This is a genomic window from Providencia sp. (assembly GCF_040396775.1).
GTDB lineage: Bacteria > Pseudomonadota > Gammaproteobacteria > Enterobacterales > Enterobacteriaceae > Providencia.
This window is the reverse complement of record NZ_JBEBNT010000032.1, coordinates 1-23847: the sequence shown is the minus strand read 5'-3', so window position 1 is coordinate 23847 and position 23847 is coordinate 1. Positions and strand designations below refer to the sequence as shown.

The window sequence follows — 23847 nt, the reverse complement described above, 5'->3', positions numbered from 1 at the left end:
TGGCTTCGCGCTTTCACCTTAGTCACATACTTTTGTATGCTCCTAAGGCCTCAAGTACTTGCCATCTACCTACAAATTCAACTAGTTAGGGTATAGCTTAAAATGCCATACTTAAATTTGTAGGGGTGTTGGCGACGCTTTATTTAGCGGTCAGCGCAAGATTATACCTACGCTGAATTATATACTTTTTTGTAGCTGCCTCAAAATGGCTTTATGCGTGTAGCGAAAACCAAAAAACAATATCCCGAATCGCTATTGCTCATCGGGATATTTTTACGGACAAGGTACAGCTCTGTCACTAAACGGGATTATTCGTCACCATTTAAGCCAGCACGGTTCAATAAGAACTGCGCTAACATAGAAACAGGGCGGCCCGTTGCCCCTTTCGCTGCGCCTGAACGCCATGCTGTTCCTGCGATATCAAGGTGCGCCCAGTTATATTTGGTTGCAAAACGAGATAAGAAGCAGCCGGCAGTGATTGCCCCAGCAGGACGACCACCCGTATTGGCTAAATCCGCAAAGTTCGGCGTAATTTGGTCGAAATATTCATCCGCTAACGGTAAGCGCCATGCACGGTCACCCGCTTGCTCAGACGCATTTAACAGCTCATGGGCTAGCGGATTGTGGTTTGACATCAAGCCTGTGTAGTGGCTACCTAAAGCAATTACACACGCACCCGTTAAGGTTGCGATATCGATAACTAGTTCAGGGTCGAAACGCTCAACATAGGTCAGCGCATCACACAGCACCAAACGGCCTTCTGCGTCGGTATTTAATACTTCAACAGTCTGGCCTGACATGGTCGTGAGAATATCACCTGGGCGATAAGCACGCCCACCCGGCATGTTTTCACAGCCAGCCAGTACGCCAATCACGTTGATAGGCAACTGTAACTCAGTGATAAAGCGCATCACACCATAAACAGACGCGGCGCCGCACATATCGTATTTCATTTCATCCATGCCATCGGCAGGTTTGATTGAAATACCTCCTGAGTCAAAGGTTAACCCTTTACCTAGTAGAACGATTGGTTTGCTGTCTGGGTCTGGATTGCCTTTGTATTCCATGATGGACATCAGCGATTCGTTTTGTGAACCTTGGCCCACCGCCAGATAGGCATTCATGCCCAACTCTTTCATTTGCTCTTCACCGATCACGCGAGTGGTCAGTTTGCTGTCTGAAAGGTCTGCTAATTGACGTGCTTGAGAAGCTAAATAACCTGCATTACAGATATTTGGCGGCATATTGCTCAAGTCTTTAGCGGCTTTAACACCCGAGGCGATAGCCAGACCATGAGAAATTGCACGCTCACCGCTGGTCAGTTCACGGCGTGTTGGTACATTAAACACCAATTTACGTAGTGGACGGCGATGTTCTGTTTTATTACTTTTCAGTTGATCAAACACATACAGCGATTCTTTTGCTGTTTCGACGGCTTGACGAACTTTCCAGTAGTTATTGCGGCCTTTTACATGTAATTCAGTTAGGAAGCACACAGCTTCCATTGAGCCTGTTTCATTCAGAGTACTGATTGTTTTCTGAATAATTTGTTTAAATTGACGTTCGTCTAACTCGCGTTCCTTACCACAACCAATAAGTAAAATGCGTTCAGACAGAACGTTAGGCACATGATGGAGTAGCAGGGATTGACCTACTTTACCTTCAAGTTCGCCACGGCGCAGCAGGGCGCTGATATAACCGTCACTAATTTTGTCCAACTGTTCAGCAATTGGGGACAGACGGCGTGGTTCAAAGACACCGACAACGATACATGCGCTGCGTTGTTTCTCCGGGCTACCACTTTTTACACTAAACTCCATGCGTTCTCCTGAATCTTAAAGACAAAGGCCGATGCTCCCGCTAGAATTAGCGTTTCGCATGATCTACCTCATAGAGAATAAACTCTTTATGTTAAACTAACCACCTATACGCGAAATAACTCACGTTGTATGCTGTTTATCGCGAAACAACGTGAAGTATGGCAAGTATATCTGGTTTCACGAATATTAAGCATATTCTGATATTTCAATCAGTATAGAGAATGCTTTTATATCATTCTAGCCATACAATAAACCAGAGTATATGTTAGTAAATGGCAGACATTTAACGAACTTAGCCATTTTCTTCCCAAAAGACAAGTTTTCACAGGCGTAATAAGCGTGATCATTATTAGATATTTGGTACGGGAAACCCTGAAAAGTCAGTTAGCCATACTTTTTGTATTGATGCTAATCTTTTTTAGCCAGAAGTCGATAGACATTCTGGGCGCAGCTGTTCAGGGTAATATTCCCTCAAACTTAGTACTTCCTTTGTTGGGGTTGGGTGTGCCCGAAATGGCGCAGCTTATCTTGCCTTTAAGCCTATTTCTTGGGCTATTGATGACATACAGTAAACTTTACACTGAAAGCGAAATTACGGTGATGCATGCCTGTGGCTTGGGCAAAAGTGTGTTAGTCAAAGCCGCGTTAGTCCTTGCTGCAATCACAGCGATGGTCGCGATTGCCAATATTACATGGATGTTGCCATGGTCATCACAATATCAAGAACAAGTGCTTGCGGATGCGAAAGCAAACCCGGGTCTTGCGGCGATGGTGGAAGGGCAATTTAAAACCACCAAAGATGGCAACTACGTGTTGTATATTGGTGATGTTAAAGGGAATAATTTCAAAAATGTTTTCCTTGCTCAATTGCGTGCAGCGAATGAACAACGTCCTTCGGTTGTCGTCGCAGATAGCGGCTACATGAAAGAAGACCCTGATGGTCGCCAAGTGGTTGTTCTTAATGAAGGAACTCGCTACGAAGGAACCGCATTATTACGTGATTTCCGTATTACTGATTTTGTGAACTACCAAGCGATTGTGGATCATCAATCGGGTGAAACGCGTAGTGACCGTGTTGAGCAAAAAAATATGCTGCAACTGTGGGATGAAAATACCCCAGAGGTCAATGCCGAGTTTCACTGGCGTTTAACGATTGTGTTCTCTGTGGTGGTTATGGCCTTGATGGTCGTGCCATTAAGTGAAGTGAACCCGCGCCAAGGGCGCGTGCTCAGTATGTTGCCAGCAATGCTGCTATATCTCATTTTCTTCTTGCTGCAAAGTACCTTGCGCAATAGCGCTGATAAAGGCGATATTGACCCGCGTTATACTATGTGGGCGGTAAATCTAGGCTATTTGGTTTTGGCAGTGATCCTCAATGCGTGGAACACGGTTCCAATGCGCCGCATGCGTCTTAAATTGAGTAAAGGGGCTGCTTGATGTTTGGAGTTTTAGATAGATATATCGGGCGAACCATCCTAAATTCCATTTTGGTGACGCTATTTTTATTGGTTTCGCTGTCTGGGATCATTAAATTTGTCGAGCAGCTTCGCAAAGTGGGGGATGGTGATTACACCGCGCTGAGTGCAGGGGTGTTCACCTTACTGACCGTGCCAAAAGATATCGATATTTTCTTTCCGATGGCAGCACTATTAGGTGCCTTAATGGGGCTTGGTGCACTGGCCTCGCGCAGTGAGTTGGTGGTGATGCAAGCCTCCGGCTTTACGCGTTTGCAAATCGCCCTGTCTGTGATGAAAACCGCAATCCCATTGGTGATCGTGGCGATGTTTATCGGTGAGTGGGTCGCGCCTGCGGGTGAACAATGGGCTCGAAATTATCGCGCAGAAAAAATTGTCGGTAATTCATTAGTGGTGACAGATGAAGGAATGTGGGCGAAAGATGGTCGTGATTTCATTCATATTCAGCGTATCAATAACTCAACGTCGATCCAAGACGTGTCCGTTTATCGTTTTGATGAACAACAAAAATTAAAATCGGTGATGTTTGCTTCAAGTGGTGAATACGATACGGCTAATCAGCAGTGGGTATTATCACAAGTGGACGAGTCGATTTTAAGCAGCGAGAAAAAAATCACAGGTTCACAACGGCTTACCGTTGATTGGAAAACCAACCTGACCCCTGAAAAACTGGGGATTGTCTCATTGAGTGCGGATTCGCTATCAATTCGCGGGCTGTATCAATACGTCTCATACCTAAAAGAAAGCGGCCAAGTGGCGGCAGTGTATGAGCTGAGTTTGTGGAAAAAAATCTTAGCTCCGTTATCCGCAGCGGTCATGATGTTAATGGCAGTTTCCTTTATCTTCGGGCCATTACGCACAGTACCAATGGGTGTAAGAGTGGTATCAGGGATTGTCGGGGGCTTCTTATTTTACGTGCTAAACCAAGGCTTTGGTAACTGGAGTCTTGTCTATTCCGTTCCACCGATTATTGCTGCTATATTACCGAGTTTACTGTTCTTAATTGTCAGTATCGTCTTGTTAGTTAAACGAAAATAATTATTTGATTGTTGATAAAAGGCTGTGGATCTTCGGATTTCACAGCCTTTTTCTTTTATTGCCACTTACTCAGAAAATAATTACCTAAATTGCTGATGATTTCGAGTAATTTATTTTGTGGCTGAAATAAGATGTATTGCTTCTTATTTCCTTCTGACGAACCAATATATTCCCCCTTAACACCAATAACGTTCGAGCCGCTTCTATTGGCTAATTGCTGCGCATAAGAGAAAATGCCGCCATTGGCTGTATAGGATTTCTGCATAGGATAGGCATTTGCCCACTCTTTTTTTGCGAATTCTTTCCACACTTGCTGGCGTGTATCATTGACTAGTTGTTTATATTCTTTTGTGTCTTTCAGCTTAATTTTATTTGTTTTTAAAAGGTTATAATCTAATTGGCTAAGATCTATCTCGATATTGTCGGGTTTTTTAGGGGTAGGAAAAGCACATTGGTGATTATGAATTTTTCTAAGCAGCTGCACTAATTCAGAGACTTTTCCTTGCTTAGTGGTGCTGGGGCGAAGTACGTGAGGTAATAAAAAAGAAGCGATTTTCATCTTAAATCCTGTCTTTGTAGCCGAAGAGGGTTTAAGAATATCGTTTAGATTGGACGAGGTATTACACAAAGCGCTGAAAGGAAAAACAGCCTGACCCGCTCAGGCTGTTGTTGCAATTAACGCAAGCACACGGGTAAACCCGCGTTTCAGAGTAGGGGTATAGCTCGCCATTGCCTGTAAAGCGTCGACGGTACCCTTTCAATGTTTCCCATACGCATGGTTAGATGAAAGAGAAGCAACTAAATCATTAACTCCAACCGTTAACTTACTAAATTTACTGCTATCTTTGCGTGTCATCACCACAAAAACGCCGATATTTTGTTGTGGGATCATCGCCATATAGGTATTAAACCCACCACCTCCACCGGTTTTTTGGTAAATGCCGGGAATACCATTTTTCGGTTTCATATAAACCCAACCAAGGCCTAACCCGTCAGCATGGCCAGCAACATCCATCCCTTTAATTTCTAGCAGTTTTTCGCGAGGGAAGTAAATACCCTGTTCCCGTGCTGCGGTCGCTTTACGCAAGTTGGTATCGGTGGATAAAAATTGCTGCATCCATTTTTGCATATCAGCTGGCGTTGAATACACCCCACCACTGCCAGCTGCCGCAAGGGTATTATGGCAAGGACTTGGTTTCGTGCCTTCCATTAAACGAGCACATTGTGCATTACTTGGCGTATAAGTGGTGTCTGTCATCTTCGCAGGTGAAGTCACATAGTGACTAAATAATTGCGGATATGGCTGGCCTGTGGCTTTTACCATCGCATCCGCCAATAAATCGTAAGCAAGGTTGGAATAGGAGGCTTCAGTTCCCGGAGTTGCATCTAACTTGCCTGTTTTTAGCCATGTCCAGCGGTTATCTTGTGTCGGCCAAATAAACACAGGGCGACCCCATTTTCCACCGGGCTGCTCACGGGGTAAACCACTGGTGTGGCTAGCAAGATGATATAAGCGAATTGGCTGCCCGCTGGCGTTATCAGGCACAGTGACACCTTGATAAGCATACTGTTGAAGTGGGTCAGTAATCAGCAGTTTTTTGTCTTGCTCAAGCTTAATGAGTATTTCGCTTGTCATTAATTTGGTCACTGATGCGATACGAATTAATGAATTCGGGCCGGGTTTTTTTCCATTACCCGGGGCTGTTTCCCCATAATAACGGGATAACGCTTGGTTATTATCAATCACGATAATCGCCATACCCCGCGCATCACTTTCATTAAAAATACGATTAGCATATAAATCGACAATCTTAGCGACGCGCTCGTAAGTCCTTCTATCTCCCTCAAAAACCTGCCAATCTGAGGATTCAACATCATTACCTTGTAGAAACTTAGGTGTTTTTTCTGTCTTGGTTGAACATGCCATTAAAGCAAGGGACAACGCGGATACAGACAGAATTTTTAGAAATGATTTCTTCATGTTTGGAGCCAGCCGATATGATTGTTTGCAAGTGGCTTTTCAGCCAATCTTATTTTTTCTTAGCGAAAACTCGCATTATTGCACCAATTAAGATGCCAATAACGACCCCTGTCGCTATCCATCCAACAAAACCCATGATAAAGCCTTTCAACATTGCATTAGATTGCGGTTAAACTAACAAAAATAATAGTCTATCGCTAGCCACCCAAGCATGGATACGATAAAAATAATTAGCAAAAAACTAACATACTCATTAATCAATATATAAACAAAAGAAGCTTTCCCACTCGATCCCAATATTATTGTTCAATATGCTTTATTTTTAATCGAACAATCACCTCCAGCACGAATAAGTGTTGCCAGTGGACACAAGGCAAGTATAATGGCAGCGTTTTCCAAGAAACACATCACTTCAGTGCCGGAGTGGCGGAATTGGTAGACGCAGTTGATTCAAAATCAACCGCCTTCGGGTGTGCCGGTTCGAGTCCGGCCTTCGGCACCATAAGAACATCAAGAGACGTCAACTGACGTCTTTTTTTGTATCTAAAACCCAGTGTTTGCAAGGCTTTCTCTGCGTTTTCAGTCAATGCATGTCAATTTAACTCAACCCACATCAACCTCCGTGTGAGTATACATCTGAGTATATCTTCGCTTCGATAATATTTGTATACTCATTGTATCTCGAATTACCGATGCTAAAGCAATGCAGGCGCAGCCTGTGGCGTAGACACTTAGTTGTTTATGTAACTCGAAATCATCAACAGTAATCTGAGATATCTTATTTATATACTCACTCTGGGGTGAAGAGGACAAAGAATATGGCATTAACCGATACAAAAGTTCGTGCAGCTAAACCTGAAGAGAAAGCTTATACACTGACAGACAGTGATGGCTTGTTTCTTTATATTCACCCCAATGGTTCTAAATATTGGCGCTTCCGTTTTCGCTTTGGCGGCAAACAACATTTAATGGCCTTTGGCGTATACCCTGAAATCTCTTTAGCGGATGCAAGAGAAAGAAGGGATGCTGCCAGAAAGCAAGTTGCTCTAGGCATCGACCCACGCGAACTCAAGAAAGAATTAAAGGAAGAACAACAAAAGGAATTCAATACTTTTGAGAAAGTTGCTCGTGATTGGCATGCAACCAATAAGAAGTGGTCTGAAGGGCATAGCCATCGAGTGCTAAAAAGTCTTGAAGACAATATCTTTGCTGCAATTGGTAAGCGTAATATTGCCGAACTAAAAACTCGCGATCTCCTTGAACCAATTAAAGCCGTAGAGATGTCTGGACGTCTTGAAGTTGCAGCACGTTTACAACAACGTGTGACAGCCATAATGCGTTACGCAGTACAAAGTGGTTTAATCGACTATAACCCTGCACAAGATATGGCTGGTGCAGTTGCGACAGGTAAACGAGTCCATAGAGCCGCATTAGAGCTTAAACGCCTACCCGAGTTCTTACAACGCATTGATGATTATAAAGGAAGACCTTTAACTAAACTTGCAGTCAAACTCACCTTATTAGTCTTTATTCGTTCCAGTGAGCTGCGCTTTGCTCGTTGGGATGAAATAGATTTTGAGAATGCCATGTGGACGATCCCCGCAGAACGCGAAGCGATAGAAGGGGTTAAGCATTCCCATCGTGGATCAAAAATGCGCACACCTCATTTAGTTCCGTTAAGCCGACAAGCCATTGAGATATTAAAGCAGATCTATCAATTCAGCGGTAATCACGATTTGATTTTTATCGGCGATCATAACCCCAGAAAACCAATGAGTGAAAACACGGTAAACAACGCATTACGTGTGATGGGCTATGATACGAAAACAGAAGTTTGTGGGCATGGTTTCAGAACAATGGCGTGTAGTTCATTGATTGAGTCGGGGCTATGGTCGAAGGATGCAGTAGAGCGCCAAATGAGCCACCAAGAACGCAACTCAGTAAGAGCTGCTTATATTCATAAGGCAGAGCATATCGAGGAAAGACGGCTGATGGTGCAATGGTGGGCTGATTATCTGGATGCGAATAAGGAGAGGGAGATTTCACCTTTTATTTTTGCTAAGTCGGGGTAATGAGATAGTGTGAGGTATGCAGATACAGTTTTAAATACCTTGCTAAATACTCATCAAAAGCTGGTCAGTAAATAAAGCGTAAATCAGGTAATTTAATTGCTTGAGTATGAGGGAGGGCTAATAGGGCATGGTTTCTGCCACGAGATGGGGACTATCTTGCATGAGAAAGGTTTTAATTTAGCATGGGTTGAAACCTGGTTTGCACATATAGGTAAGAACGAGATATAACCATGTTCAGCATATGGATGAGCACAGAGAAATGATGCAGCGGTATGCGGATTACATGGATGAGTTGGAGGGGAGCTTGGATAATGTGGTTAGTGTGAATTTTAAGTAATTAAAATAGCCATCTGCACGTAAATGAGTATAGATGGCTTTGTAAAATGGATTATATTCGCGATTTCATGCAAATTATATCGAAAATAAGTGAAGGGAAGCAGACTCTCTAAGCAGATGGCAATCCAAGTTTGTCAAAGAATGCACGGTTACGCTCTCCAGCAGCTTTCACCAATTGATCAAAACTAATCACTTCGATATAAGCATGGGAAGGTTCGTTATAACCGAAATAGCCCATCCCATCAGATGTGATTCGCAAATTTCCCCGACGACAGCGTCGGTGCATAGATTCAGTGAGGTCACAAACAACGTAACAATAGCCAGGTATATCATTATTACCTGGAATTGGGCGGCCATTCTTTGTAGCTACCTTCCCTTCACGTATCCGCTCTAAATAACTTAGTGCTTGATCAATAGGATCTTTATCTTCACCTTCTCGCATATCATTTCGCATTGGCCGTTTGATTTCAACAACGGTAATGGCGGCAAGTGGGAAGCTGCTTTGGTCATTAACAAGAAGTGGGTTATCAAATACTCTCATGCTAAGTAAATCAGGTTCTTTTGTAGAATTATTGCCAGTGATAGGCATCGAGTTGAGCGTTTTATCTGAAGCTAAATAGTTATGAAATGCCAAACGTTCGTCAATTAACCAAAGGTTGCAGGAATCAAGGAAAACCTCACCGGAATCTTTCCGCATAGGCATGATAAGTTCATGGATCATATCTTCACGGGCGTATTTTCCGTCTTCTAGCCGCTCAATAGATTTTTTTAGAAGGTCAATAATCACCTTGCGGTGAGAAACATAATTGGCAAGATCTGACTTTTTAAGATCTCCGGCTTTGCGTAGGTACTCGCTTAGTCGTTCCTTATATTCTTCTACATGTTCTTTATTCTGGGGCAGCATGATATCGTGGCCTTCGCTCACCAGTTGGCGCTCTACCTCATACCACTGAGTATGTAAATGCAACTCTAGTTCTTTATCTGACTTCTCAGGGTCAACGATCAGTAAATCTTCTGGAACATAATTTACAATAGGGCGATAGCGTGGTGCATGGTTGTCGATGAAATCATCTACTCTAATTTTTCCTGCGGACACATTTTTTGTTAGAACGTCTTGCAGGTACTCCTTGGTTCGAGCCAATATTGCTTCTCGAATATCTTTGAAAGTTACTTCGTTGAGCATGTCTTCAACATCTTCGGTAATATCAAACGAAGTTCGTTCACTGCGCACATGTTGATTTAGATATTCGGAAGATACATAGCAGGTATAGGTGAATTCACCGGAAGAGTCAGATATTTTTGCGTAGAGACCAGGAAGCTTGCCTTGTATAGATTCCTCCTTAACAAGTCGATTAGCGGCACAGAGTGCTAGCTGATGCTTTTTATTAACGGAGGCACGGAATTTGATATGAGTTAAGTCAAACTGATGGTCCCGAATTGTAATAGTTTCGATAAATGCGCTGGCATGCATATGCTCTTCGAGTAAATTATCAAGGTCAAAAATTTCGCCCAAATCCTCTAAAAGAATCTTAGGAGCACTTCCTTGCCGCACAAAATACCAGAGTATATGTTCCAATAATTGGTTAGCTATCGATAGGCCTCTTGAAGGAACTTGCTTGCGAAAGTTTTCATCAAAATTAATCAGTTTAATAATCGTACCTGGTTGTTGAGATGTGACCTCAACAAGTTTTTCACCATGAATTCCTAATTTATCATTGAAGCGAAATATGCGTTTTTTAAGTTTATTGTTAATATCGAAAAAGTGGCTTTCTATTTCAACTAAATCAAATGCCTTTAACCACATCAGGCGACCAACACCTCGGCATCCCTTGTCAATTTTATGGTCTGAATCGAGAGTTTTAAATGACTTAACGTTGATTTCATTAAAACCACAGCCATTATCAATTATGGTGAATCCGATAATTGGCGGCTGAGACTTTACATCTAAATTTAAGCTGCCTTGCGTGGCCCGATTAATACGGAGAGTGATCTTTCCATCAGGAAGATTATTCATCTCTTCAATAGAGTGGATGGAGTTTACCACAGCCTCGAATACAGGCATTAAACCGTGATTTTTTGGCAGCGAAGTGTTTCGTAAACGGCCTTTTAAATTTGTTTGTAAACTCACAGCTCAACTACTCCCTTTAATCGTTATTACAGAGAAATTCTGTGTAGCAGCGCTAGTCTGAGCATGAGCTAATCTAATGTAACAATCTGCACACTTCGGGTTACGCCTATGCGAATCTCTCTCTTCAGCAGAAATTTTGATCTCATTTAATTTCATAACCGCCTTCACTGAGGCTTAATATTTCACAGCTAGGTGAAATTTCCAAGCAATGAGTAGTATATCGATAGCTAATTTCAGTTTAAATTTTTTGCAAGAATTTTTCCGGTTGTATTATCTAAACGGTATTGCGATATTGTTCCATCTGCAATGTATTGGATCACGGAAAGTGCAGTAGATAAGGGAATATTAAACCATTCTCTTGGTGTATAAATTTGTCCGGTATGGCTTTTTAGGGTGACATTAAGTCTGCGAGCAGCAAGAAATCCATGTACTAGATTTTCAAGTTTTTGCGTGTTGAGATTGAAACATTGACTAGTTGATACAATTCTTACAGGAGCTTCTAGAAAAGTGCGATCTTTTTCTGCATTTTTGATCCGTTGCTCAACTGTTGTTTCAGTAAAGCCTATTTTATAAAGATTCTGTTTATAAGGGGTGAGTACAGGATCGGTGCTCATAGTTGCGAGTATATAAACTACTCCTGAGGGAATAGGGTCACTTGACAGTTGTAATTTTTGACCATTTAGCAGAACTTTACGCCCTTCATTATCTCTCACTAACCCATGCGTTAAGGACTGATAAAGCATATGCATTTCTGTGCCATTTTCAAATATGAGATGCAATCGTGAATTGTAAGTACTGTACTGGTCAAGACGCTCACCAGCGGTATAGACGTATCCAAGTAAGCCATTAAGAATGAAAAAATCACCTTCAGCGATTTTCAGTTTGTGTGTAAAGCGTTCTAAAGAAAAATGATTTTTTTTCAGGCCATCATGTAATGCGTAGAATAAAGGCTCAAATTTTGGAAAATCAGCACATGGATGTCGTTGAGCTATTTCGTCGGGTTGCTCTTTCTTTTCAGCTGAAACATATTTCATACTAAAAATATCGGGTTCAGCGAAATCGAGCAAACCGTCATCGTCGTCAGCAAAGATATCGTCTAAAGAAGTAACCAGTTCAGATTTATTTATCTCAGCGATGACATTGGGCTCTGCTGAGAAATTACTATCAGGAGATTGCGAATTATATGGCTTTAATAGGCCATATTGATCAAGCTTTTGTAGCTGGCTACTCTGTTCTGGATTATTTTTAAAAATACGCAGTCGTCGCGCTAATCGTTTTTCTTCAAGTGATGAGTCATCTGTTTCACTGGGTAATCTATTATTTTTTTCATAAAAAGAAACGATTTCGACAAATTGATTTCCAGCTAAATCAATGGGTGATACTTTTTGCTTTAAGGGCTGTACATCAAGCAGCCCAAAACCATCATCTTCGCCAAAGATATCATCGAGTGTTAATTTATCTGCTAAATGTTTTGTCGATAATCTGATCATTTAACTAGCCTGTGTAGATATTGATTGCTGCTTCATTTTACGCAGGTATGCCAGTGTTTCAGCGTAGCGGACTTCAATGGGATCGCTGGAGTTTAATAATGGTTCTCGCTGAAACTCTTGTCTGAATTGTTTGATTTTAGGCCAAAGAATAATTGCTTCTTCCTCTGACATTTGTGATTTATTGGCACTCACCGCTTCTTGAATAGTTTTCAGCATAGGCGCTGTGACTGATTTAGATAATATTTCATAAGCACCGTGGAAGGGGTTAACGGCATCAATCAGGTCAATATCCAAATTATCAATACACAGAAATTTTTCGCCCATTTTGATAAACTGCTTACTCGCAATATTAGTTGATGACTCATCACTATCATTGCCTATTTCTATATAAGCATTATCGGGCAACACTTCCCCTTCAATCAAACCGCCCTGTTGCGTAATTAACATGCTTTGTAAGATCCCTTGTCTAACCTGCTCTTGCTCTTCTTCGGTTAAATTAGGATAAAGAGTTTGGATCACTGAAGGTAAAGCAACTTGTGTAATGGTTTCTGCTGGTATGATTTCGCTAATGGCCTCTTTTACTAGTTGCTCATTTGCGATCAGTGTTGCCATAATCTCGTTTTTATCACCGTTCAGAATATCCAACACATTTTGAGATACAGGCGCATTGACGCTATCATCGACTAATAAGGTATTAGGTGGAAGTGGGTGCCCATCCCATTGAGTGCGGGGTTTAAATTGTATGCTAGGTGCTAATATTTGCTCCATCAATAATGAGGTCGTGATAGCCTTAAGCATGTTATTGACGGAGGTTCTGACATCATCATCTTGAGCATCAGGTTGAGCGATAAGATTAGTAAACTGAGCGTGCTTTTTACCTACGCTATCGCGTGTTGCTCGACCAATAATCTGCACGATCTCAGTTAGCGAACTACGATAACCAATAGTTAATACATGTTCACAAAACGGCCAGTCAAAACCTTCTTTTGCCATTCCTAGCGCGATAATAATATCCATATCATCTGCGGTTTTAAGATTACGTAGATAAGCTTGAACTTTAGGACGCTCAGTAGGATCGTCATCGACTAAATTTGCTACTTTTAATTGGCGACCATTTTTACCATCAATATGATATATCCCTGTTATTGGATCGCGTTTTACCACTGTGCCGAGAATATCCAATATTGCATCAACTTCGCCATGTTTATCTTTCGTCGACTCACCAGAGTTAACATTAGGAATATGAATAATGGTTTTTTTACTGGCGTCAAGAACCGAGGAAAGAGCGTCTATATAACGTCCTTGGTAAAAATGATAGCCGATCCCAAGGGATTTTAGATATTGATATCCATTGAGCTGTTCATAATAGGTATAAGTAACTTTGGTGAATAGGGTTTCATCTTCGGGCAATAAAATAGGCACAGTATCACCACGAAAATAAGAGCCTGTCATCGCAATGATATGCGCGGTTGAGTGTTTCATTAGGTCGTCAATAAGTCCACCTAAACGGCTAGCCTCATCTGCGGAAACGTGATGAAATTCATCAATAGCAACCACGCAATGATTAAAATCTGTGATGGCTAATTTTTCGAAGGCAAAACGTAATGTTGCATGGGTGCAGACCATAATAGAGTCATCGCCAGACATAAATCGTGTAAAAGCATTTACTTTGCCATCTTCGCCACCATCGATACATAAATTATTTTCGGGCTTAACTATCCAGTCGGCAAAGAAGCCATATTGAGTTAGTTTGGTATTTTGGAATGAGCCACCAATTGATTTTTCAGGAACTGCCACAATCACTTTATTCAGATGTTGATTTTCTAATTTATCTAAGCCTAAGAACATTAATGCGCGTGATTTACCACTGGCTGGTGGCGCTTTGATTAATAAATATTGGTTATTGCGTTCATTAAAGGCACGTGCCTGCATTTCACGCATCCCCATGGTATTTAGACTAGCGCTTTGTCCAGTTTGCCCATATTCAACATGCAGTATATTCGTCATCACAGTTCCTTAAAATTCATTGAGATTAGAGTGTTATAGCTATTTCTTGCAGGTTAACTTAGGTCTTTATTTATCGTTTTTAGTTAATTCTTCATAGCGCGCTAATAAACAACTTAAACGTTCAGTAGCATCTTTAAATGGTCGGTCGCGATAAAGTTTATCAACAGCCTTATCAAGAGCTTGATGAGCAGTTAGTAGTCTCTCAGGCATTTTATTTGGGTCATAAAGTTCAGCCAATGTATGGCCGGGAAACTCTTCTCGAGTCAGAATTATATCTTCGGCAAATCTTTCAATTTGTTTACGTTGATTTTCGGTTACATCAGGCCAAGGGAAAGTGTTATAAACAACTTTATTACCATAGCTGTAATCACTTTTTAGTCGCATAGCGACTAAACGCATCCAGTCATTATGTAGTAGGGATGTTAGTATTCCAAATTCGTACAGGGTTCCATTGGGAAGTATGAAGTTTCTATCCGAAGAAATTATTTCTGAGCTAAAAAAGCCTATAGGTATATAAGTACGTCTTTCTGATGAAACTCTAGGTATAAGTATGTAATTCCCTGATGTTGGTTGACTAATCTGCATAAATAGATGAGGTTTTTTAGCCATTTTTAAAGCAGCAGGGTGTCCAGCTTTTAGTCTTAGTTCCCGTATAGCATCTATTCTTTTTTTTACTAGTGGCATTTTTTGTAAGTCTGCATCAGTAGCATTTACTAACCATAAACACCAGCGTTCATTACTATTTAAAAATTCGTTTGCACCAAGAATTTTTTTTATCCAGCATTCAGATTTTGGTTCTTTTAATAATAGTTCATCACGTTCAATACGATCGAGTAATAAATTCCCACCATCTGTAGGTTTATTACCAAAAAGAAGAGGTATTACATTTTTAATCAAAGGTTTAGTTCTTGGAGTGATTACAGTATTGCTACCTTCTAGTAGATAAGGGCTAATATTACTAACAAACTCGCTATGCCATTCATTATCTACCAGATGAAAAAGCTTACGTGTTTTAGCTTGAGATGATACCCCAACGATAATGACATGAACTGCAGCTTTATCACGAGCATTATTTGACCAGGTAAATGTCGGGTAGGCGAAATGAATATTTAGCCCTAGTTTAAAAATAGGTGGCCAAAGTGTTGCGACTTGCTCCCCTTGACAAAGAGAATTAGTAGCAACAAGTGCTAATTCAGCTCGTGAATTTTGGATATATTGGGCTCCTTTCCAAAACCAGCATGCTACATAATCTAGATAGCCTAATGCTTTGAACCCAGAGAAAGTATTTTTCATATCATTGCGTTGTTCATCTGAGCGACCTAGAGTCCCCAAGAAAGGTGGATTACCAATAATATAAATTTCGTCTTCTGATCCTTTAGGGCATACCTGTTCCCAATCTAGCTGTAAACTATTGCCGCTGTATATATTTCCACTGTCACGCAATGGTAGTGCTGCTGGAGCAGAACCAAAGGCAGCTTCCCATTGGGTATTAAGCTGGTGTTCAGCAAGCCAAAGTGATAAACGTGCAATTTCACAGGCAAAATCATCAATTTCAATACCGTAAAACTGAGATAAATGTAGCCCGCTTAAAGAGAAACTTTCAGATTCAAGTTGGTTCAATGTCTCTATTGCTCGCATTTCTAGTTTGCGCAATTCTTTATAGGAGACGATTAAGAAATTACCTGAGCCACAAGCTGGGTCAAAAACTTTAATTTTGCCAATACGTACCAATAGAGCTTTTAATCCTTTGATGCTACGACCCTGTTTATTTAATTCAGCTTCAAGTGGTTCAAGAAATAGGGGTTTAATCACCTTCATAATATTGCTATATGAGGTGTAGTGTTGGCCTAGACGACTACGCTGCTCTACATCAATGACTGCTTGAAACATACTTCCAAATATATCTGGATTGATTTCACTCCAATTCATGGAGCCACATTCGAGTAATATCTTTCGCCCTTTCTTTCCAAGCTCTGGAATAGGTTCATCAGATGCAAATAAACCACCATTAACATAGGGGAATGCAGCAATATGAGTAGGTAAATGCCTGCGCTTAGAACTGTTTGGAGCGCTATTTAGTACAGTGAAAAGCTGTTCGAGAAATACATCAAGATCTTTACCGCTTTCTTCTGTATAACTTTTTATAGCAGAAGTGAATTGGCCTGATGTAAAAATACCTGTGTCTTCAGCAAAAAGGCAGAAAAGTAGACGAGTCAAAAATACGTTTAAGGCATGAATATCTTCGGGTTTACTTAGGTCGTTGCTGATACGAATAAGATCAAATAGCTTCCCCATTTTTTCAGCTGCTTTAACATCTGCTGGATTTTCACTATTAATTATTGCTTTTTCTAAACCCACTAGTGGTAAAAAGAAACCATAGTTGCTGTACAACTCATCCAGTTCAATATCTAATCGTTCTTTACTTAGAGTGTCCCAAGCTAAAAATCGAACAAAATCAGTAACTATAATAAAACGGATCTTATTTTTTGTCATTACAGGGTTGGCAATATGCTCGTCAAGTAAAGCATCAATATCATAATTAACAGTAGCACCTTGAAAATAGAGTTTATTCTTTAGCCCTACATGTCCAGTTTCTTTAGCTATATTACGGCTACTACCTTGTCGTACTTGTGTAATAGTCGCTTTAGGAAAATTAAAAGCGGCCATAAAGCCATAGATAAACTCATCAGGATCCAATTCTTTCGTCAAGTGTTCTAGTTGTTCAAAAATATTTGCCTGATTGACAGCCATTATAAATCTCTTTATGAGTATAATTAATGAGTTAGCTAAATTAATTAAAGGTATCGATATATTGAAACTTTACTATGATGAAAAAAGTTAATCAAATGCATAATTTTAAGTACCCAAAAAATCTGTTTTTTGTTGCTAACTTAGAATAGGGGGCGATTTTATTTGAATATCCACCGACTTAATAGATACCTTTAAGTTCGGTAAAACAGAGGACTATGAGCATATGAAAAGCCATTAGATGGATTTCTAACGGCTCTATTATTTACTCACTGGGAAAATGGTCAAGTATGTACAAAAATGTCTGTAGTTTTTGTTCAGGAATACGGAAACGACCAGTTCTAGATAGTTCCGTATCAATATCATCTATTAGCATATGAACTGTGTCAATAACTGCGGAGGTATTACTGTAATTTTTCAGATAGAATAAATTTAGGTTTTTCGTGCTTATGATTTTAGTCTTTGCCACAGTATTGGCATCACATTGAATATTAGATAAAGACATTGATTTAATAAGACATTCATACTTGGTATGAAGCATTTCCAGAAGCTTTTTTAAATCTAGGTCAATAGGCTTAAGTCCATTATTTGAGCCAAATAAAGGTTTGACCATTTCAAAGACGTATTTAACGTTCTTTGGAGGGTTTATAATGTATAAAGCGTATTTCGTATCAAATCTAATTCCAAACTTCACTTTGATATAAGAAACAGTTTCTATTTCCGAGATTGCTCCATCAGGAAGTTCGAATTGCTGTTTTCTTACTGTGCGCTCTATAAACTGTGCTACAAAGTTATTCTCACTATCATCAAGTAATTCAAATCCACAGCCGTTTTCATCAGAATATAGATTCTGTCTTAGGCAATCATAGAAAGTGGTTTTACTGAGGAAATTTCCAGTTTGATACAGTTTAACTTTAAGCATGGCATACTCCCTTTTGAGCGCTCGTACTACTTTTTTCATGTTTAGCAAGAACGGCATCCAGGGATTGAAAAATAATATCCTCTAATTGCCCAATGATGATATCAAAATCAGCTCCATCCACTGGTTGCTTTCCTTCATCACCGATAATATCTTCTTTACTTAGAATTCGAAATTTGAGGTCCTTAGCTTGGTATTTGTCATCAAAAGCTAGTTCAAAGGTAACTTTGGGCTTCCCTCTCAAAGAAAGAGCTTTTGATGTCCATTTTATCCGGCTGCGATAAAAATTACTGTTACATAAATTTTTGACTTCATCAGAATCGTTAAGTAGTTGACCATCAAACTGTGCATTATCGATCCGGGAATTACTATCTTTTTGTGGCTCAGTTAATGACACAACATCAATAGAGTTTACTGATAGATTATCTAAGTCATCTTCAAGTAAGTCACTATCAAGGTCATCTTCAAGTCGTTCTTCGTCTGAAATATTACAAGTATCGCTTTCATCTAGAACAGATTCTTCAAGGATAGAAAGGATTTTACTTACGCGAACTTTTTCGAGCTCTAGAAATTGAAGTGGCTTTGTTGTGTCATACAGGCCAAGCATGAACTGATTTCGCAAGTCAGCGTTTAGGATAGCGGATAAGTCAACATCTTGGACAACTATATTTTTGTTAACAGTTTCTCGATATGTATTAATAATAGCTGTCAGTATATCTTTGATTCGCTTCGTATAGGTGTACTGAATAGACACATAGTTCTTTTTTTCCAAAAATTGGATGTATCCACCGTGACGTTTCTTTTGCTGATACTTGCCACGCGTAAAATCAAATTCGGTGTAATCTATTTCAATGGAGAATGACTGCAATGAACGCGAAGGTATGATGTATTCCGCGCCAATAAATCTGGGGCGATCTTGCTTTACCCTTTCAACCACATCATTTAGCTCGGATAACTTAAATTCACCAGTTATCCTTTTCACAGAGTATTGATCTCGATTAATCTTAGGAGTAAGTTTATTAGTGAGTTCTTTTAAGTGTGAAAATGAAAAGGGCAGGTCAGAAATATTACCAATGAGCTCATCTCGATTCAGTGATGCGGGATAGATTATACCTCGTTTGAATGCTAGTTTTCGTAGAGCATTCGATGAGAGCTTTGCTTTGTTGGATTGCAAAGCAATATAGATATCATTTTCGTCAGAAAAAATCGTAGATTTAAACTTTAGCATTAGATACCTTCCTTAACTAAATTGCGCCAAGCACCTTCCAAAATAATAGGGAGAGGGAATAGTGTAGTTTTGACGGTGTCCATTCCGATTAGTTTGATGCGATGTAATTTGTCACGCTGTGCTTCAGTTACCGCATACTGGGCTTCGTAAAGTTTATGAGCTGTTTTGAAATGCACTGCAGCTTTACTTGAAAATGGGGTGATCACGTAGACTTTTTCAAACACATTTAGCATTTGATAATTGAATATGTATTCAAACAGATAAATGAAGTAGTTTTCATTTTCGATTTCCTCATCCCAGTAAATATTAAGCACATTCTTTTTATAGACAGGATGTTCATATTCGTATAGTAACATGCCAGATGTGATCATTTCATTGGTGGCAGGGTGTTTCACAGAGTCATCAGAGCATTTATTATGTTTATCTGGATAATAAAAACCGCACTGAGAACGTTTAGGGAGCATTTGCCAAACACGCTCATCTGATTCATCCTCTTCAATTGCTCTGCGAGATTTGATGTTTTCAACTACAGTCATCAAAAAACGAATAAGGCGAGGTGAGTAAATGCTGAGTGTAGAATCTTTTGGTAGTGCAAAATCTCGGGTGGCGTTAGATTCGATAGTTTCCAGTAATTCAGTATCATAATGGTCATCATTGTTGTAGATGAAAAGCATACCATGCAAACCATAACGAGTTTCACCTTGGCGATAGTATCTTGCCCATTCTGTACTATCACGTGCACACTTAACTTGCATGGCAAGGCTTTTAATAGCATTTCCTATCTTTTGTGGGCTGATAGATGACTTCTGATAAGACTTTAAATCTGTTTGTATATATTGGGTTAATCCTGTATATGGATTTACATAAGAAAAGACCAAATCAGTAGGATGTGTTTTTTTACCGTGTGCTGGATCGCAACAAGGCCAGTTGATGTCTGTATAATCGTGGTTCCACTGCCACTTTAATTCGGTAAAGATCTTATCTGAAATGATGTGAGCCATTTCATCAATATTTTTAGTTTCTGCCACAAGGTTGATCCATATTTATTTGATAGTTATACAGTCATTTTATCTGTATATTGTTCAAGCAACAATGATGCAATGCACATATGCATCATAGCTGGGCCATTCCTCTCAAATGTATTGTGCAAATGTCGTTCATATAATGTCGCGAAATTTATCACTACTATTAGCGGATTTCTCTAGGAGATACCACTGATATTGTCACACTTTATGATTTTTACGAAGTTTTCAGCGATACCATTATTTTGAATAATATTCAATGTAGCGTTACTTATAGACAACTTGGGTAGTTTATGTTGAAGAATAAGAGGGGGGAGGCTTAATTATCGCGGGTTAACCACTTTATATGCTTAGAAAGAACATGGATTCTTAATCATACTTCGCCTCTAACATGAATTTTTGTGTCGTTTTCCTGTCAATATAAATTGAATTGTGACCCGCTCGACAATAGTTATCCCTGTAGCATCAGTGACCTTCGATTCCCTTGAACAGGCCACTTCTTAATTTATCTTTTAGGTGATGGCTTATTTGGATGATATTTCCTAGATTTTCTAAAATTAATAGGTTTTTTTTTCCATGGGGCATCATCTGCAAATTCATTCGAACATTTTGTTAGAGCACATGCTACAGCTTGATATAACAGCTTTTCATCTTCATTCTTCGCGAATTGTTCAATACTAGTGACTTGTTACTGAGTTGATATAGCCTCACACGCCAAGCCAGACTGGAGCTAATATTCTTTGCGTACTTAAATGATGTCGATTCATGGTAATACGTACATTTTTTACTTCGTAGTATTTAGACATGAATTTAATTTGTTTCGTGAAGTTTTACCTGAATCTACTAAATACCCAGGATTAATTAAGGTATTGATAACCAATTTAACCCACTTTAATGAGCGGTTTTAAATTAGAACGTCACGTTTTTTAAAAAACTCAATGGGGTGAGGTGTTATGTAACGTAGTAAGATGAAAAACTAGACGAGCTGTGTTAAATGAGCGATAACATACTCTAGCGGCTTAATATGTTAGCGTGTGGCTATCCTCTCGACTTTTCGACTTGTACGTTTAGCCATGATTCCACTTCACTCTTAAGCCAACGTGAACTCCTCCCCAGTTTTATAGGTTTTGGAAAATTACCATCTTGGATCTGTTTATAAAACCATTTGTCCGTTAATCCAGTTAAGCCGGTAATAAATTTCATATCAACGAATTGGTCATTTAGTAAAGATACTTTCATATTATTCATTTAGAAGCTCCTGTCTTTGAAATGAAAAGGCAGAAGTGATATCGAGATAATTATCGGGATATGACTTCTCAAATCATATCCCAGATATGTAAATAATTACTTATTGGCTGCATCCAAAACAACGAAATCTATCGTGATAAGGTTTGCTGTAATCTTTAGCAAGATAACTTAATGCTTGCATGGTATTGATATAGGCTTGTTCAAAACCAATTTTTTCTTGTTCTAAGTAGTGACAACTGGAAAATTGCACTAATCCTTTCTGAGGGTTATTAAATAATCCTAGCGCACTGTCCCAAGCATTAATAATTAATGCTGCGAGATTATTACCTTCATGATAATGACCCGTGCTATAATAAACATCTTTATTTAGCAATAAGGCAATATGGTAATGTGTTTTCTGATTAATCGGCCCTACTTCTCTTACCCAAACATAATCTACATTAACCCTTAGATTCCGTCCCCATAAATGGCTTTTATTTTTAACGTCAACCATGATCCTTCTTTTTAATGATTCAAAAAAGCGAGTAATCACTTTGGGGTCATTCTTGTAATCAATGTCGTTATAAGGAAATCGTAAATCAATTCTAAAAATAGATAATCGTTTAAACTCACTGAGTGATTTATTGACCATATGACTAATTCTTTGTTCGTAATAATAATTGCAAGTATAATTTGACATCATCTAACCTCTTATATTTAACGGTAATTAGTGTTTCATATAAGATGGTTGATATGTATTTAATTACATTTTATTTTCATTAATCAATAACTATAGGGGATTATCAAACCTATTATTGCTAAAGTATGACTGTCGATATGATACTCTATAACTATTCGTTTAATCACTCTACATAATCTTTATGTAGAGTGATTAAACTCATTACACTATTAATATAAATATATATTACCATACCAACATTAGGTTGCTGGTATCTTTATTAAAATTATTATTAATATGGCTTTGTTTTATTGTTGTGTGATTTCATTTCTTCTCTGAAGTTATTTTAATTACCCTTACATTATTTCATTTTAAAAAAATGAGTTAACTCAAGTAACTAGTGTTCAATATGCAGTGGTTTTTATTTAAATCATATAGTATTTATTAACGAGATCTTTTGTATGATAAAGTATGAAAATGATTTTTTTTGCCTGATAAATGTGATTTATAGGGACTTTTTTAACACCATAAAACATCTGGATTGATGCATGAGAATGACGTAATATAGACATAAAAATGACATGTGATGGACGTGATGTTGACAAGATTATATAAAAATAAGTCATAACTTTATTAATTGAGGATGTTGAGATGAGAACAGATGGTGCACAAGATTTGTTGCCAATGCTTGAAAAAGAATCTAGTGTAAGATTAGTTAGGTTTTTTATACATAATTTGTTGATGGAAAGTAATTCCATTAATAAATTACCTTATTATGATAAATCTGAAACTCTTCTGGATAAACAACACTATATCAATCATTTTAAGTTGCTCTATAATGATGGAGCATTTAAGAATATTACAGCTGGACGAGCAAAGCAGATATATTATAAATCTGAACAAGAATTTATTTACTCTAAAGAATTAGAGTGGCTAAATAAAAACCCGATTTTTATAAATTATGTTTGGGCGGAAATTTCATTAAGAAATTATAGTCTTTTTGGTCATGGTTTTTCTAAAAATATTACTGACAGTATAAAGTATGCAATATCAGTTAATGAAAAGTTTCAATCTATTTTAAATGTAATAGACTATTCTTACTCAATTGAAAAAAATAGAAAAATTTCATTTTTAAACAGTGTGAAAGAGGTTGCTTTTCAAGAATTAAAGAAAATAAATATTCCAATGTGGTTACATGAAATTAACGAACGTGATACAGAATGGTTATGGGAGTATTTATCGAAAATCGAAAACACACCTGAATATTTAGTAGTCAATATGGGGTTGAATTCGATTTATCAGGCGAAAAGCATAAAAAATATAATGACTGTATTTGAATATTTCCATCAGAATTCGCTAAAGGAAAGAATCCTAATAATCATAGCCACTTTATTGTTATGGAATGCCACTTTGCTACAAAAAAAATATTTAATACAAAATATGAGGAAAGCCTATTTGCAAAGAAAGCTTAGATCTGAAAGAGAAAATCAGTCAGCATTAAGTTGTTATATTGAAAAAGATAGGAAAGAAAAGTTAGTTAAAATGGCAAAATGTCTTAAATTGCCATTAAATAAAATGATAGAAATGTTGATTGATAGTCAATATAAAATGTTATTTAAAGATAAAGATAAAGATAAAGATAAAGATAAAGATAAAGATAAAGATAAAGATAAAGAT

General features: G+C 38.7%; 16 protein-coding genes and 1 tRNA gene. 5 read left to right on the top strand and 12 right to left on the bottom strand.

Annotated features, from left to right (window positions below):
- Positions 1–308: 308 nt before the first annotated feature.
- A complete protein-coding gene (gene pepA / locus ABWP91_RS19510) occupies positions 309–1820 on the bottom strand; it encodes a leucyl aminopeptidase (protein WP_219244848.1) in 1512 nt (503 codons plus the stop codon).
- Positions 1821–2159: 339 nt separating this feature from the next.
- Here pepA and lptF point away from each other — a divergent pair, with 339 nt between their 5' ends.
- Together lptF and lptG are read left to right on the top strand one after the other, a co-directional pair.
- Positions 2160–3257 carry an LPS export ABC transporter permease LptF gene (gene lptF, locus ABWP91_RS19505; RefSeq protein ID WP_353244652.1) on the top strand — a complete coding sequence of 366 codons (1098 nt, stop codon included), beginning with the start codon at positions 2160–2162 and terminating at the stop codon, positions 3255–3257.
- The gene (gene lptG / locus ABWP91_RS19500) at positions 3257–4333 is read left to right on the top strand and encodes an LPS export ABC transporter permease LptG (RefSeq protein WP_353244651.1); all 1077 of its coding nucleotides are present in this window, start codon (positions 3257–3259) and stop codon (positions 4331–4333) included. Before lptF ends, lptG begins: the two co-directional genes overlap by 1 nt.
- Before the next feature lie 55 nt (positions 4334–4388).
- Here lptG and ABWP91_RS19495 read toward each other — a convergent pair whose 3' ends face one another.
- Both ABWP91_RS19495 and ampH read right to left on the bottom strand, forming a co-directional pair.
- Complete coding sequence (locus tag ABWP91_RS19495) at positions 4389–4892, bottom strand: hypothetical protein (RefSeq protein ID WP_353244650.1); 504 nt, start codon at positions 4890–4892, stop codon at positions 4389–4391.
- Between the two features lie 198 nt (positions 4893–5090).
- The gene (gene ampH, locus ABWP91_RS19490) at positions 5091–6314 is read right to left on the bottom strand and encodes a D-alanyl-D-alanine-carboxypeptidase/endopeptidase AmpH (protein WP_353244649.1); all 1224 of its coding nucleotides are present in this window, start codon (positions 6312–6314) and stop codon (positions 5091–5093) included.
- Positions 6315–6731: 417 nt separating this feature from the next.
- On the opposite strand from ampH, the gene ABWP91_RS19485 reads away from it, so the two are divergent.
- Positions 6732–6816 (top strand) — tRNA-Leu (locus ABWP91_RS19485).
- Positions 6817–7132: 316 nt separating this feature from the next.
- Positions 7133–8386, top strand: coding sequence for a tyrosine-type recombinase/integrase (locus ABWP91_RS19480; RefSeq protein WP_353244648.1), 1254 nt, complete (start codon positions 7133–7135; stop codon positions 8384–8386).
- A gap of 445 nt (positions 8387–8831) precedes the next feature.
- On the opposite strand, the gene ABWP91_RS19470 is transcribed toward ABWP91_RS19480, so the two are convergent.
- From ABWP91_RS19470 to ABWP91_RS19430, 9 genes are all read right to left on the bottom strand, one after another.
- Entirely contained in the window at positions 8832–10850 is a 2019-nt protein-coding gene (locus ABWP91_RS19470; RefSeq protein ID WP_353244647.1) for an ATP-binding protein, read from the bottom strand.
- Between the two features lie 233 nt (positions 10851–11083).
- On the bottom strand, positions 11084–12340 hold the full coding sequence (locus ABWP91_RS19465; protein ID WP_353244646.1) for a GIY-YIG nuclease family protein: 1257 nt from the start codon (positions 12338–12340) through the stop codon (positions 11084–11086).
- Entirely contained in the window at positions 12341–14347 is a 2007-nt protein-coding gene (locus ABWP91_RS19460; protein ID WP_353244645.1) for a DEAD/DEAH box helicase, read from the bottom strand.
- 66 nt (positions 14348–14413) lie between these two features.
- A complete protein-coding gene (locus ABWP91_RS19455; RefSeq protein WP_353244644.1) occupies positions 14414–17098 on the bottom strand; it encodes a DNA methyltransferase in 2685 nt (894 codons plus the stop codon).
- 262 nt (positions 17099–17360) lie between these two features.
- Positions 17361–18017: a hypothetical protein gene (locus tag ABWP91_RS19450; protein WP_353244643.1), complete on the bottom strand. Its 657-nt coding sequence runs from the start codon at positions 18015–18017 to the stop codon at positions 17361–17363.
- Positions 18010–19242 (bottom strand): hypothetical protein, encoded by a 1233-nt coding sequence (locus ABWP91_RS19445; protein WP_353244642.1) that lies wholly within the window; start codon positions 19240–19242, stop codon positions 18010–18012. The genes ABWP91_RS19450 and ABWP91_RS19445 overlap by 8 nt, the downstream gene beginning before the upstream one ends.
- Positions 19242–20270, bottom strand: coding sequence for a PD-(D/E)XK nuclease domain-containing protein (locus ABWP91_RS19440; protein ID WP_353244641.1), 1029 nt, complete (start codon positions 20268–20270; stop codon positions 19242–19244). The genes ABWP91_RS19445 and ABWP91_RS19440 overlap by 1 nt, the downstream gene beginning before the upstream one ends.
- A gap of 1032 nt (positions 20271–21302) precedes the next feature.
- Positions 21303–21512, bottom strand: coding sequence for a helix-turn-helix transcriptional regulator (locus ABWP91_RS19435; RefSeq protein ID WP_210782725.1), 210 nt, complete (start codon positions 21510–21512; stop codon positions 21303–21305).
- Between the two features lie 100 nt (positions 21513–21612).
- Entirely contained in the window at positions 21613–22191 is a 579-nt protein-coding gene (locus ABWP91_RS19430) for an inovirus Gp2 family protein (protein ID WP_502935829.1), read from the bottom strand.
- 630 nt (positions 22192–22821) lie between these two features.
- Here ABWP91_RS19430 and ABWP91_RS19425 point away from each other — a divergent pair.
- The coding region (locus ABWP91_RS19425; RefSeq protein ID WP_353244639.1) for a hypothetical protein at positions 22822–23847 on the top strand (1026 nt) is incomplete at its 3' end.